22 protein-coding genes are annotated in these 11,556 nt (G+C 66.0%); 2 read left to right on the top strand and 20 right to left on the bottom strand.

From position 1 onward, the window contains the following. Positions 1-26: 26 nt before the first annotated feature. The 20 genes from ACOJTD_RS09310 to ACOJTD_RS09215 are packed head-to-tail and all read right to left on the bottom strand — an operon-like array spanning position 27 to position 9,905. Positions 27-266: a hypothetical protein gene (locus ACOJTD_RS09310; RefSeq protein WP_420132638.1), complete on the bottom strand. Its 240-nt coding sequence runs from the start codon at positions 264-266 to the stop codon at positions 27-29. Beyond that, complete coding sequence (locus ACOJTD_RS09305; protein WP_420132637.1) at positions 263-475, bottom strand: hypothetical protein; 213 nt, start codon at positions 473-475, stop codon at positions 263-265. The genes ACOJTD_RS09310 and ACOJTD_RS09305 overlap by 4 nt, the downstream gene beginning before the upstream one ends. After that, positions 472-642 carry a hypothetical protein gene (locus tag ACOJTD_RS09300; RefSeq protein WP_420132636.1) on the bottom strand — a complete coding sequence of 57 codons (171 nt, stop codon included), beginning with the start codon at positions 640-642 and terminating at the stop codon, positions 472-474. Before ACOJTD_RS09300 ends, ACOJTD_RS09305 begins: the two co-directional genes overlap by 4 nt. Further along, positions 629-1,228, bottom strand: coding sequence for a GcrA family cell cycle regulator (locus ACOJTD_RS09295; protein ID WP_420132635.1), 600 nt, complete (start codon positions 1,226-1,228; stop codon positions 629-631). Before ACOJTD_RS09295 ends, ACOJTD_RS09300 begins: the two co-directional genes overlap by 14 nt. Before the next feature lie 8 nt (positions 1,229-1,236). After that, entirely contained in the window at positions 1,237-1,626 is a 390-nt protein-coding gene (locus tag ACOJTD_RS09290; protein ID WP_420132634.1) for a hypothetical protein, read from the bottom strand. Between the two features lies 1 nt (position 1,627). Continuing rightward, positions 1,628-2,335, bottom strand: coding sequence for a regulatory protein GemA (locus tag ACOJTD_RS09285; protein WP_420132633.1), 708 nt, complete (start codon positions 2,333-2,335; stop codon positions 1,628-1,630). After that, positions 2,332-2,823: a helix-turn-helix domain-containing protein gene (locus ACOJTD_RS09280; RefSeq protein WP_420132632.1), complete on the bottom strand. Its 492-nt coding sequence runs from the start codon at positions 2,821-2,823 to the stop codon at positions 2,332-2,334. The genes ACOJTD_RS09285 and ACOJTD_RS09280 overlap by 4 nt, the downstream gene beginning before the upstream one ends. Beyond that, entirely contained in the window at positions 2,820-3,206 is a 387-nt protein-coding gene (locus tag ACOJTD_RS09275) for a LexA family protein (protein WP_420132631.1), read from the bottom strand. Before ACOJTD_RS09275 ends, ACOJTD_RS09280 begins: the two co-directional genes overlap by 4 nt. Then, a complete protein-coding gene (locus ACOJTD_RS09270) occupies positions 3,203-3,751 on the bottom strand; it encodes a host-nuclease inhibitor Gam family protein (RefSeq protein ID WP_420132630.1) in 549 nt (182 codons plus the stop codon). Before ACOJTD_RS09270 ends, ACOJTD_RS09275 begins: the two co-directional genes overlap by 4 nt. 1 nt (position 3,752) lies before the next feature. Further along, entirely contained in the window at positions 3,753-4,106 is a 354-nt protein-coding gene (locus tag ACOJTD_RS09265) for a hypothetical protein (protein ID WP_420132629.1), read from the bottom strand. Next, complete coding sequence (locus ACOJTD_RS09260) at positions 4,103-4,390, bottom strand: hypothetical protein (RefSeq protein ID WP_420132628.1); 288 nt, start codon at positions 4,388-4,390, stop codon at positions 4,103-4,105. The genes ACOJTD_RS09265 and ACOJTD_RS09260 overlap by 4 nt, the downstream gene beginning before the upstream one ends. 2 nt (positions 4,391-4,392) lie before the next feature. Then, positions 4,393-4,776 carry a transcriptional regulator gene (locus ACOJTD_RS09255; protein WP_420132627.1) on the bottom strand — a complete coding sequence of 128 codons (384 nt, stop codon included), beginning with the start codon at positions 4,774-4,776 and terminating at the stop codon, positions 4,393-4,395. Next, positions 4,773-5,366 carry a hypothetical protein gene (locus ACOJTD_RS09250; RefSeq protein ID WP_420132626.1) on the bottom strand — a complete coding sequence of 198 codons (594 nt, stop codon included), beginning with the start codon at positions 5,364-5,366 and terminating at the stop codon, positions 4,773-4,775. The genes ACOJTD_RS09255 and ACOJTD_RS09250 overlap by 4 nt, the downstream gene beginning before the upstream one ends. Then, positions 5,363-6,145 (bottom strand): AAA family ATPase, encoded by a 783-nt coding sequence (locus tag ACOJTD_RS09245; RefSeq protein ID WP_420132625.1) that lies wholly within the window; start codon positions 6,143-6,145, stop codon positions 5,363-5,365. Before ACOJTD_RS09245 ends, ACOJTD_RS09250 begins: the two co-directional genes overlap by 4 nt. Before the next feature lie 32 nt (positions 6,146-6,177). After that, positions 6,178-8,346, bottom strand: a complete 2,169-nt coding sequence (locus ACOJTD_RS09240) for a DDE-type integrase/transposase/recombinase (protein WP_420132624.1) — start codon at positions 8,344-8,346, stop codon at positions 6,178-6,180. 24 nt (positions 8,347-8,370) lie between these two features. Next, on the bottom strand, positions 8,371-8,565 hold the full coding sequence (locus ACOJTD_RS09235; RefSeq protein WP_420132623.1) for a hypothetical protein: 195 nt from the start codon (positions 8,563-8,565) through the stop codon (positions 8,371-8,373). After that, a complete protein-coding gene (locus ACOJTD_RS09230) occupies positions 8,562-8,879 on the bottom strand; it encodes a hypothetical protein (RefSeq protein WP_420132622.1) in 318 nt (105 codons plus the stop codon). The genes ACOJTD_RS09235 and ACOJTD_RS09230 overlap by 4 nt, the downstream gene beginning before the upstream one ends. After that, positions 8,876-9,340: a hypothetical protein gene (locus ACOJTD_RS09225; RefSeq protein WP_420132621.1), complete on the bottom strand. Its 465-nt coding sequence runs from the start codon at positions 9,338-9,340 to the stop codon at positions 8,876-8,878. Before ACOJTD_RS09225 ends, ACOJTD_RS09230 begins: the two co-directional genes overlap by 4 nt. Continuing rightward, positions 9,337-9,609 (bottom strand): hypothetical protein, encoded by a 273-nt coding sequence (locus tag ACOJTD_RS09220; RefSeq protein WP_420132620.1) that lies wholly within the window; start codon positions 9,607-9,609, stop codon positions 9,337-9,339. The genes ACOJTD_RS09225 and ACOJTD_RS09220 overlap by 4 nt, the downstream gene beginning before the upstream one ends. Then, the gene (locus ACOJTD_RS09215; protein WP_420132619.1) at positions 9,606-9,905 is read right to left on the bottom strand and encodes a helix-turn-helix domain-containing protein; all 300 of its coding nucleotides are present in this window, start codon (positions 9,903-9,905) and stop codon (positions 9,606-9,608) included. Before ACOJTD_RS09215 ends, ACOJTD_RS09220 begins: the two co-directional genes overlap by 4 nt. Here ACOJTD_RS09215 and ACOJTD_RS09210 point away from each other — a divergent pair. Together ACOJTD_RS09210 and ACOJTD_RS09205 are read left to right on the top strand one after the other, a co-directional pair. Further along, positions 9,904-10,827, top strand: a complete 924-nt coding sequence (locus ACOJTD_RS09210) for a S24 family peptidase (RefSeq protein ID WP_420132618.1) — start codon at positions 9,904-9,906, stop codon at positions 10,825-10,827. The genes ACOJTD_RS09215 and ACOJTD_RS09210 overlap by 2 nt on opposite strands. Next, positions 10,806-11,426 carry a hypothetical protein gene (locus tag ACOJTD_RS09205; RefSeq protein ID WP_420132617.1) on the top strand — a complete coding sequence of 207 codons (621 nt, stop codon included), beginning with the start codon at positions 10,806-10,808 and terminating at the stop codon, positions 11,424-11,426. The genes ACOJTD_RS09210 and ACOJTD_RS09205 overlap by 22 nt, the downstream gene beginning before the upstream one ends. The last annotated feature ends 130 nt before the right edge of the window (positions 11,427-11,556 follow it).

The raw sequence follows: 11,556 nt of genomic DNA, 5'->3' as shown, positions 1-11,556 counted from the left end.
CTGCAATACGGCTGGCAGCGCGTTCGTCATCGCTTCGGCGCCGGCTTGACGGTGACGAGCGTATTGTCGGCGACCACATAGGCGAAGCCCTGCGAGACGATGACGTAGTCCTTCTCGCCGACCGACTGCGCCTTCGAGAACGAACCTGACAACTCCTGGGCAACGGAGCTGCGCAAGCCTTCGACGTCGACGCCGCCCAGCCGCTGCAGGATGCGCAGCAGCGCGTGGTCGGAGATCCGGAGAGACGGTTCAGGCGCGGCGGTCATGCGGCGGGTTCCTTGGCATCGAGATAGCGAAGCTTCCACGTCGGATGAAACGGCAAAGGATGCGGCTTGCCGTCGAGTCTGATGTAAAGTTGTCCACCTGACGCGCTGGTGATCGTGCCGAGCTCCGGCGATCCGTCGCCGGTGTATTCGACGCGTCCGCCGCGTTTTGCAGGCACCTTGTAGTATTTACGGACCCACTCGATGCTCATCGCTCAGCCCTCTGCTTCTGCCGCTTCTCGAACTCCGCCTTCACGGCCCAGGCGAAGCCGGAGCCGTATTGATCGGCCAGCGCGACGATGCGCTGGTGTCGTTCGTAGTCGGTGAGCGGCTTCAGCTCCTTCAGCAGCTTCTGCATCCGCTCATCAGCGCCAGCCACGGGCGCCTCCCGATGCCGGTGTGCGACGCTCGGCGCTCTGCCCCGTGGTGTCGTGCGCGCGGCGCATGTGCGCCTTGCAGTACGGTTCGCCCTCGATCACGTCGGCCGAGCCGCAGAAGAAGAAATCCGGATTGCGCGGATCTCCGACTGGCCAGTGGCAGCACGTGGCGTCGAGATCGATCAGCTGTTTGCGCTGCGCGTCCGGAATTTCTCGATCGACGATCGGCGGCGCCTTGCCGCGCGCGGCGGCTTTCTGCGTCGCCGTCTTGGGCTTCGACAATCTGGTCGGTGCCAGCTGGCAGAGCGACGCAGCGCTGCGCACCGCCTTCGGCTTCGTCGGGTCGAGGACTCCGCTGCCGGTGCGGATGTCGCTGGCGGTGGTGCCGCCGCGCGTCAGGCGTTCGCGTTCGGTGGTGACTTTGCCGATAACGGCATTGCGGGTGATGCCGCCCATCAGGCAGGCGATCTGCGACGCCGGAACGGCGGCGTTCCACAGCTGAAGCATCACCGCCGTGCGGGTATCGGTCCATCCGGACTCGCGCTGCGCCCGCTTCAGCAGCTCGTCGGGCACGACATGCTGGGACATAGCGCGCCTCAGTCCTGCAGCGCCCAGGCGGGTAGCGTGAGTTCGATCGTATTTTCGTCGATGATTTCGCCGACGATGCCGACGCGCTCCCTGGTCTCCGCGCCGAAGTGATCGGTCTTGCCGGCATGTATGATGGCGCCACCCGCTCCGGTGATGCAGATCTTCAGCGCGCCTTCGTGGTCGGCTATCAATCGCGCCACGCCGGCATCGTCACCGGTACCGATCAGAAGTGAAACGCGCTGATTATTCGAGAGGCTCGTCTTCTCGACCAACTCTTTCTTGAGGCCGAGATGGAGCGACGGCAGCTTCGCCTTGCCGCGTTTAGTCAGTGAAATCGTGGCCGGCTCATCGAAGCTGAGCGCTGCTTTAGGAGCCGAGACAAGTTTTTCAAATGCCATTTCAAGTCTCCTCTTGGGTGGTGGTGGTGGTGGACTCGGGATTCTGCTCGATCGCCCGGCGCAGCTTGCGGCCGAGCGCCTTCTGCACCTCGTCGAGCTTGGGGCCGTCGAGGTAGGGCCAGCCGTTGGCGCCGCCGACCTTGAAGGCGTAGCTGTCGAGATCTTCCAGTGGCCGGCTGGCGATGAACGGATGCACGGCGTTGAGCGCGACCAGTCGCAGCCACTGCGCGTTGAGCACCGCGCGCTTGGCTGCGATGACGTCGCGACGATCGCTCGGCCAGTCGACGCCGGCGGCGCGCTCCAGCCAAGCGCGAAGACCGTCGACCGCCGCGGCACCGGCCGACGAGTCCTGCAGGAATCGTGTATGCGCCACGCCGGTCTGCCGCTGGACGAAGGCGAGCATCGCGCGATCGGTCCGATCGCGGACGATGCCGAGGTCGTAGGCGGCGATCCACAGCGCGCGCAGCTTCGTTCCGATCGGGCTGTCGAGGCCGGCGACCGCGCCCTTGATGCCGTGATCGCCGGTCAGCTCGCGCAGCCGGTCGATGACGCGGCCCGCCTCGGTGATGCTCAGATCCTTGGCGCTGCGCTGTCCGCCGAATTGCTCGAGCAAATCCCGGTAGCTGTCGTCGTCCAGCTTCGCGCGACCCTTGAGCGTGTGGATGGTGGCGATCATCGAGGTGGTGGCGCGGTGCGTGGACGGCTTCATGATGATTTCCCCTTCCGGCGCGCGAAGCCGTTTTGATCGCGTGTTCCGATCGGGACGATCGCAAGTTCGAGATCGAGCGTGTTCAGCACGGCGTCGAGGACGTCGAGCAGCGGCATGCTGCGGCCGCGCCAGCTCGACAATGTCTCTTCGTTCACGCCGGCGCGCAGGCCGACCTCGCTCCGGGTCGCCTTCTGCTCGTTCATCTCGACGAACAGACCGCGGACGCAGGGATGACAGCGCTCCGGAATCTTGAAACCACGCCGCGGACGCTGCGCAATGCCGGCGAGCTTGCGCTTATGAAACTCCGGATCATGGTTGCGGGCGGTGAACTCCGCCGACTTCGCTGCGCGTCGCTCGGGGGACCACTCGGTCTGCGCCTTGCGACGACGCACGACGAAGTCGGGGTCGGCATTGAGTGTCTTCATCATGGCGGACTGCGCCGCCCGCCGCTGCGGCGACCACCCTGAATTCCGCTTGCTCGGACTCATCGCTGTGCTCCGCGGAAGGCCTCGACCGGCGGCGGATCGGATTCCATTTGGTCGAGGAACAGCGTCACCGCGTCGATCATCACGTCGGCCGGATCATCTCCGGTCGACGCGCAGTAGCGGCGCAGCTTCGCATCTATGTGAGGCGGCAGCTCGCCCGGTGTCTTCGGCGTCAGCACGATGGTGCGGCTGAGCCGCGGCTTGAAGCGGACGTAGCCGCGTTCCTGCAGGGCCTGGACGATGACGCTGACGCGGCCCTTGGAACTGAGGCCAAGGCTCGTGCGAAGATCCTCGATCGAGGGCGAGCAGCGGTTTGCCGCGATGTAGCTCTCGATCGCAGCAAGGCAATCGCGCATCCGCGGCGTCAATCCGGCCGCGGCGGTCATTCGGCCGCCTCCGCCACCGACGCGTCCGGCAACGCGGTCTTGTCGGGCTTGATCTCGAACGACTCGCCGCCTTCGGCGATCTCGATCCCCGGCACCTTGGCGACCAGGTCGGGCCGGCTCAGTGCGAACACCCGGTTGATCTCGAAAGTGGCGCGCAGCATGTCCGACAGTTCGACGTCGTTGGACCGGCGGATGAAGTCGATCAGATCGTCTTCCTTGCCGGAGAACGTCACCTTCGCGGGCTGGCTGCGCCACGACACCTTGCCGGCGCCGAAGTCGACGGTTTTCTTCTTGCCGGATTTGGTGAGGTCGTTGCGGTTCGCTTCGCAATACGCCTGCACGGCGCTGGCGATCGCGTCCGCCTTGAGACGCAGCGGTGCCGCGCGGTCGAAGAACGTCTCTTTGACCTCGGCGAGAAACTTGTTCATCTCGGTCTCGATTTCCGTGAGCTGCCGGTCGATCGCAGCGAACTCGGCGATCGCCTTGCTCGCTTCGTCGCGGCTCTGCGGCACGGGACAGGCGGTGGACTTGGTCTTGAGAGCCATCTCAATTCTCCGTTGAGGCTTCGGTGGTGGAAGGTGCTGCGACGTAGCCGAGCGCTTCGAGCTGAGCGCCGACGTCGCCGATGTGCTGGATCGTCACGAGACGCAGCTGATCGCGCTGCGCGGGATCGACATCAGCAGCGCTCTGACACTGAGCGAGCATGTCGAAGGTGATCGCCGCGAGAGTCTCCAGCGCGACCAGGCGGTGAGCCATCGCGACGGTTTCGACGGTGGAGACGCTAAGCGCGGCGCGCCGGGTGCCATGCGCAATCACGCGCTGCGCGACTTCAATGGCTTCGACGGCCGCGACCTGGTCGGCGAAGCTCGGTCGATCGAGGTGTGATACTGAGCCGGTCATCGGGCATCGCCTCCAATCTGCGGACGCCGCACGACGCGGTCGATCGGGAACGCCAGCAGCTGCGCCGGCGGCGATCCGGTCTCGACCGGCACGATCCGTTCGAACGGCACGCTGGTATCGAACACGCGCGGGTCGACGCCGAGTTCGAGCAGCGCGGCTTTGGCGGCCCCGTGCTTCAGCTTGCGTTCGAAGTCGCGAGCGGCGTCGACCGTGAAGGCCTCGCCGTCGCCGCTGATCCACGATTTGAACTGGTGATAAAGGCCTGTGAGTTCGTGACTGAGCATGGTCACTCCTTTGGCTTGAGGCGGGAGTGCTGGCAGCGACCGCTACTGCATTCGCGCGCGATCGCCGCGCGGATTGCCGAGGCGCCGGTGTTGCCGAGCTTCTGATGTTCGAGGCACTGGTCGCGGCCGATCTCGCCGACGATCGGGCAGATCACGGTCGATCCGAGCAGCGCGCCGCGAACGATCTCCTCGACGCGCTTCATGTCGCCTTTGTATTTGCGACCCAGCACGAAGCTGATGACCGCGTTCGAATAGCCGAGGCGCTTGGCGAGCGACCGCGCAGTGATACGGTTCGCTTCTTTCGCCAGCTCCTCGATCCAGTCGGGCAATTCGTTGCCCCAGGCTGCCCGTGCCTTGACGAGATAATCGTCGCCGGGTCGGCTCATTGGAGGATCTCCATCGGCTCGACGCGACCCGCCGTCTTCGTGTTGCGATCGAACAGCACCGTTCGCGGGAGCCGGATCTCGACCAACACCGGCGCCAGCGCGCCGGTGTTCTTCGACGGCACCAGCCGATAGACGTGGCCGGTATCGATGCGGAACTTGTTGGGTTGCAGATACCCTTCGGCTTCGAGCCGATCGACGTAGTCGCGCGCCAGCTGGTGCGGGATGACGACGTCGTCGGTGGCCGCGGCGAACACCAGCTCTTCAAACGTGAAGGTCTTCATGGTGCGCATGGCGTTCCACAGCTGCTGCTGTTCGGGCCAGAGCGCGGACGGCGGCAGTGCCGGCACGCTGGTCAGCCGCAGCTTCGTGCCGCGCGTGGTCAGCTTCTCGACGATCCCGCCGCGCATCAGGCGCGCGACGTAGGACTGCACCACGTCGAGCGGCATGCCGGCGTGATCCGCGACCGCGTCAACGCGGAAGCTGGCCTGACCTCCGGATGAGACGAAAAGGAGCGCGTCCCATACTTCGAGCCAGCGCAGCGGCGCCGTGATGGTGATGCATGGCTTGTCCTGCGGCGGTCGCTTGGTCATGCCGCCCTCACGGACTTGTTTGCGTACAGCTCGATCTGCCGAGGCTTAGGCGGCTCGCCGGTGAAGAAGCGCTCGCCACCCCAGGCATTCAAATCGAGGCTCGCGCTGGAAGTGTTGCGTGCCAGCTCGGCGGCGTGCGCGAGATTGACGACGATGCGCCGGGCCCGGCCGCCCGACTGCGCGCGGATGGCGTCGAGCAGATCGTCGGCGATCTTCACCTTCGGCACGAAGGCGCGGGCGAGTTCGCGGACGTCGTCGAGATCGCAGGGCTGTGCCGGAAACCAATCGAGCACGCGGTTGTGCATGCGTTCGACGGTGAGCAGTTTTGCCGGCAGCTTCTCTTCACCGATCAGGATCACCGGCGCGCCGGACTTCTCCTGGATCTCGCGCACGATTTCGATCATGCCCTTGTCGACCAGCTTGTCGGCCTCGTCGACGATCAGCGGCCGGCTGGTATCGTCGCCGAGCGCCGCGATCACCCTCGTCGCCATATCGGCGATCGGCGCGCGTTCCTTGATGGTCTCGCCGAACTCGTGCATCACGGCGCGCAGGAAGCTACGGCGCGTCCAGCTGTCACCGACTTCGACGCGGATCGCGCGGGTCTTGTTCTGCGCGTAGATCGACGCATAGGTCTTGCCGTAGCCGGACGGCGCGTGGCAGACGCCGAATCCGGGCAGATGCGGCGGTCGCTCGATCAGCCGGTACGTCATCGCCATGAAGGACGCGACGTTCTTCAGCGCGACGGGGCCGTGGTAGTTGTTTTGGGTCTTGTTGCTCATGGTGTCCTGACCTTGGGTGAGCGGGTTGTTACTCAGACGCTGACGCTGCCGGTCTCCTCGGCGTCGCAATAGGTCGCCTTGAAGCCGCGATACTCCGAACCTTCGCGGTAGCCGCCGAGCCAGACGGCATCGTCCGGCTCGACGAATTCGTTTGCGGCGATCTTCGCCTCGATCGCGCGGGCGCGGTTCCAGCGCTGATGCGCGGTCTCGACGCTGCGCAGCGGCCGGACATTGGCGGACGGCGCCGCTTGCGCGGCCTCGCGCGCGGCATCTTCGGCGCGCATCCGTTCGGCCATTGCGGCGATCGCATCGGAGTGTTGCGGCGTGTCGTCGGTGGTGACGCTGCGCGCAGCAGCGAGCGCCGGCGTATCGTGGCTGGTAGTCGCCTTCGGAAACTCGATCAGCGTGCCGGCATCCTTCAGCGCCTGGCGGTGGATCGCGTCGGCGAAGTCGCTGGCCTTCAGCGAGCGGCCAAGCTTCTTGGCCTCGGCCATCCGCTCGTCGCGAATCCTCTTGGCCTCGGCGCGCACGGCGGCGATCGCGGCGGCCGGATCGATGCCGAGCAGCTCGGGCGCGATCGCTTCGCCCAGATAGGTCTCGCCATCCTGCGCGAACACATAGGCGCGGCCCATGTCGGCCTCGTCCATGCGGACCAGCACGGTCTCGCCGACCGTGAGGAAGCCGCCGATGTAGTGCGTGTCGTTGATGCGCAGGCCGGTCTTGGTGACGACGCGCAGACCGTCCTTGCCGGCGACCGGGGCGAGCAGCATGTCGAGCGCGCGCAGATCCTCGATCCGCCGAATGCCGCCCGCGCTCATCGCCGCGACGGCGAATGGCGTCTTGCCCTTCAGGCCGGCGTGCGGCGCGTTCGCGTAGACGTCCTGGCACCAAGCGTCGAGCCGTCGCTGCAGATCCGCGGCCGACAGCGCGACCTCGAACATGTCCTCGGCGCTTTCGCCGAGCCGCGCCGAGAATGCCTTGCGGTTCTCGATCACCTTGCGGTCGGCGACGCTGTGGCCGATGAAGCCTTCGAGCGTCCGCATCAGTCCGCGCTGCAGCGTGCCGATCGCGCGCTCGACGTGGCCCTTCTGCTCGGGACTGAACGGCGCCGAGGTCTCGTGATCGATGCCGAGCGCCGCAAACAGCCGCTGCGTGGTGCGGGCGACGAAGTCGGAGCCGTTGTCGGTCTTGATCCGCTCCGGGACGCCCCAGGCGATGATCGCCTTGCGGATCAGCAGACCGACCGCCGCGGCCCGCGGTGTCTTGCTGACGGTTGCGATCAGCCGCCGCGAATAGACGTCGATGCCCACATAGATCGTGTGGCGGCCGTCGATCAGCATGACGTCGGCCGGCGAAGCGTCGATCTGCCAGAGTTCGTTCAGACGTGTCGCCGGCGTCGCCACGCGGGCGGCAAACCGCATCGTCGATTTGAAGCCGTCCGGATTGCGGATCGATTCCAGCTCGACCCGGTAGCTTTGCTTCCACGCCTTCAAGGCGTTTTGAAACGTGCGAACCGGCGGGAGCGGTTGGACGCGATCGCAGACCGACACCAGCGGGAAGCGATCGGCGGCGAGCGCGCGGATGTGGTGCGCGGTGAGCTGCGGTTGCTTGGCGAGCAGCGCCAGCACGAACGTGCGGACCTCGCCGCCATTGGCGCGATCGAGCACACCAGTGCCGCGACGCGCCTTGGCTCGGTCGACGGCCAGCTTGGTTTTCTGACCGGCCTTTGCGAAGGAACGCCAGCGCGCCAGCGTTCGCGGCGTGAGGCGCTTGATCTCGGACTTGATCCAGCCGGCGACCTCGATCTGACCGGCGTTGTAGCAATCGCAGAAGTACACGTCCGCGCGCTTGCGGCCGATCTCGGCCTGGCTGGCGATCGAGTCGGCGAGCGCCAGCACGGCGAGCCGCGCGTCGCGGGCTTCAGCAGCCGGCGCGCCGAGCTGCTCGGCGCCGGGCTCGGTCGCGGCCTCGCGGGCCAGCGATGCGGGCAATTCGATTTCGCTGGTGTGGTGACCCAGATAGGCAATGCGGGCCTGAGGCGGCAGCGACGTGACGGCATATTCCAGACCGCCGCCCTTGCCGCTGCGCTGACGCGTCTCCCAGCCGGCACGCTCGGCCGCGAACGCGACACCGCGCTTGCTGGCCGGCAGGCCGGGCAGCGCGAGCGCTGCGATCTCGGCGGCTGAGAGATAGTCTTTCACGTGCCCCGTACCCCAAGCCCGTCGTTACATCGCCGCGCGGATCATCCGCTTGGCTTCTTGCTCAAGTTCGTCGGCCAGCAGCTGCAGCCCGGCATGGGCCCAGGCCTCGGCGATCGACTCGATCTTGTTGGCGCTGACCATCAGCCGGCTGCGAAGCCGAACGATGCGGATGTTCGGCGGAATGTTGGCGGTGCGGATCTTCGGAGCTGCGTCGGTCATCGGCGCGGCTCCACCACAGCGACCGCTCCGAGGGCCGCGTCGGCGGCATCGCGGGCGTTGTCCATGCGTATCGAGTAGACCGAACCTGCGACATCGATGGCCGACAGCGCCTCGTTGAGCGCTGCTACCAGTTCGGCCAGCGCGGCCTGCAGCTTCGGCGCTGCGACGAGGAGCGCTCCGTCCTGTGCCGACTGCGGATTGATCTCGCTGGCGTAGAGAACGCCGATGTTGCGATCGTCGTCGGCTACGATGACTTTGGCGGTCACGCCCTGGAGCGGCTGCAGCCGCCATCCGATCACGCTGGGTGCGTTCATTGTGCTGCCCTCCATTCCGCATCGGCGGATTCGATTTCCTGATTGAGGCGGTCGCGCAGTTCCTTCGCGACCTCACGGCGGATCAGCGCCTCGTGCTTGCGCGGCACGGCAATCGCGGCGGTGTCTTCGAGCAGTGCGTTGAGCAGGCGGATGTCGCCGGTCACGGCGAACACCGCGACGAGGCGATGCGCCGGGATGTTGGATTTCTCGTTTGCGCCTGACGTGTACTGATCGAGGATCAGCGGCGAGACGACTTCGCCGAGATACTCGCTGATCTCGGCGGCGACCTGCTCGCGCGAGCGGCCGCATTCGCGCAGCGTTTCCTTCAGCGCCTGTTTGATCCGGGCCGCGCAGCTCGATGCCCGGACCCGCTCGGCCGAGAACCGCTCGACCACCGGCCGCGGCTGATAGCCGGCGAACATGTCGGACGAAGCGGTATCGCTGGCACGGCGGCGGCTCACAGCCATTCCTCCGGCAGCGGCATGACGATCCAGTTGCGGCGGCGCTCACCGGCGCCGGTGCTATCGAGGAAGTCGAGGAAGTCGACCATCAGCTCGGCGATGACGCGGCTGTCGTACTCGCGCGCCTTGTCGGGCTCCGGCGTGATGAGCACGCCGGCGAGGCCGTGAGCGGCTGTCTGTTCGGTGAAGCCGAGGAAGAACCGCGGCTGGCCGCCGACCATCCGAGCGACTGCGAATTTCTCTGCGGTGGTCGGGGATGCATTGGTCATGCCCGACCCCGATTCAGTTTTCGGCTGCGTTTCTGACTCGACGCCTTGCGCCGGCGGGAACTAGCTTTCGGCCCAATCCGGTGACCCTCGCGGTCGAACCAGTTCGGCCACAGCACGTGGAGCGGGACCTTGAGAAACTCGGAGATGATCTTGTTCGACGGCGCCCGCGGACGTGTCAGCGCCGAGCGCAGGGCCGAGTCGCAAAGGCCGCGTTCGCGAGCCACTTCGGCGAGCGTGGTGCCGCGCTTGCGAAAAGCCGCTACAATGTCTGCGCGATGCCAACCGGATGAGGTCATGGTGTCCCGAGGAAAGAGCCGCCCTTCGGAGGACGGCTATTTTTTCTGGCCGTCCGTGTCCCGAACAAGACCACAGTACGCGCAAATGTCTAAAAATCAACCCCATGACACCGAGGGATCGGAACACTACGGGGAAAAATTGCGTAAAAAGCTCTCGCGACGACTAAAGTACAACGACGTGAAGGGGCTTTTAGAGACGCTGCGTGAGGTCCCGCTGGGCGGGCTGCTGCCGGACTGGAGCAGCCTGACGGTCGGCAACCGATTCGCCGTGGCGCTGCGACTGATCCCCAAGGAGCTGCGCGAGGGGACGCTGAAAAAGAGCGGGAAGCAGATCGACCGCTACGAGTCGGCCGACGCCAGCGATCTCAAGGCGCCGAAGATTCCCGACCAGGTGCTGGTCGACCTCGCGGCCTATGCGCGGCTTCCGGTCAGCTGGCTCACGTCCGGCCAACCTGCAGAGCGGCTAGCGCCGCGCGGCGCGGATGACGACGACGAGCAGCTCGAACCCGATGGCGACGTGCCGCTGCAGAAGTTGGCCTTCAAGGTGAGTGCCGGCCACGGCGAACTGACAATTGACGAGTCTTCTCGACACGTGCGTTTCCCCCGAGGGATTTTGGAGCATATCGGGGTGAAGCCGGTGAACGCACGGCTGATGGAGTCTAGCGGTCTGAGTATGTGGCCGACGATCGACGACGGCGACATGATGGTGGTGGATGTATCCGACACGCTGATTGCCGATGGTCGGATCTACGTGTTCTCGATCGGCGGCGAAACATTTGTGAAGCGTCTATTGCGGAGCAGCTCCGGCGCGGTGATGATGCGCTCGGACAATCGCGATCTGTTTCCGGACGACGCGGCTGTCGATGTCGACGGTGACTTCCGCATTTTCGGGAGAGTGAGATGGACCGGCCGAAGCTTATAGGCGCGCTGATCGCAGCCATCCTCTCGACGACAGCGCATGCGAGCGCCGACCGCCCGTTCGGTCTGGCGATGGATCAGCAGGTTTCGCAGCTGGACATCGCGAGGCGCGATCAACGCTTCGTCGTGCTGCGATCGGTGCCGGCGCCGGCAGCGCCATTCAGCCGCTACGTCGTCGCAGAGAATGCGCGTGGTGAGGTGTGCAGGGTCATCGGCCTGGCCGAGTTCGGCTCGGTCGCCGATGCCGACGCGTCGCAGGCCGCGATCGTCGAGCGGCTCTCGGCGCGCTATGCGCAGCCCGAGCTGCGGACGGACGCGATCCTCCACTTCGATCGCGGCGCCGCGCTGGAGTGGCGGCCGCTCGGCAATTGCGGGCGTGACGATCTGGCGACGGAAGCCGACGTGAAGACGTGCCGGATCTCGCTGGGTGGCGGCACGGCCTCCGACGTTGCGAAGGTCACGCTGCTGCGGCGGGATCTCGGCAAACCGATGCTGGCCGTGCGCTACGATCTGGCGAACCGCGACGGATGCCCGGCCGATCCGGCTGCCAAAGGCCCCACGGACACCACCTTGAAGCGCCGGGATATGCCGGTTTCGAGGTGACCGGCCGGACCGGCGCGGCCGGCTCTGACACGTTTTCGCCGCCGGGGCCTCTGACGGCTTTTCGGGACCCCGGCCCCTGCGAAGGGAGCCGGATTTTTTTTAAACTCAAATTGAAACGCCTGAGGCCCGG

The organism is Rhodopseudomonas sp., assembly GCF_048594845.1.
Lineage (GTDB): Bacteria > Pseudomonadota > Alphaproteobacteria > Rhizobiales > Xanthobacteraceae > Rhodopseudomonas.
This window is presented reverse-complemented; position numbering and strand designations above follow the sequence as displayed.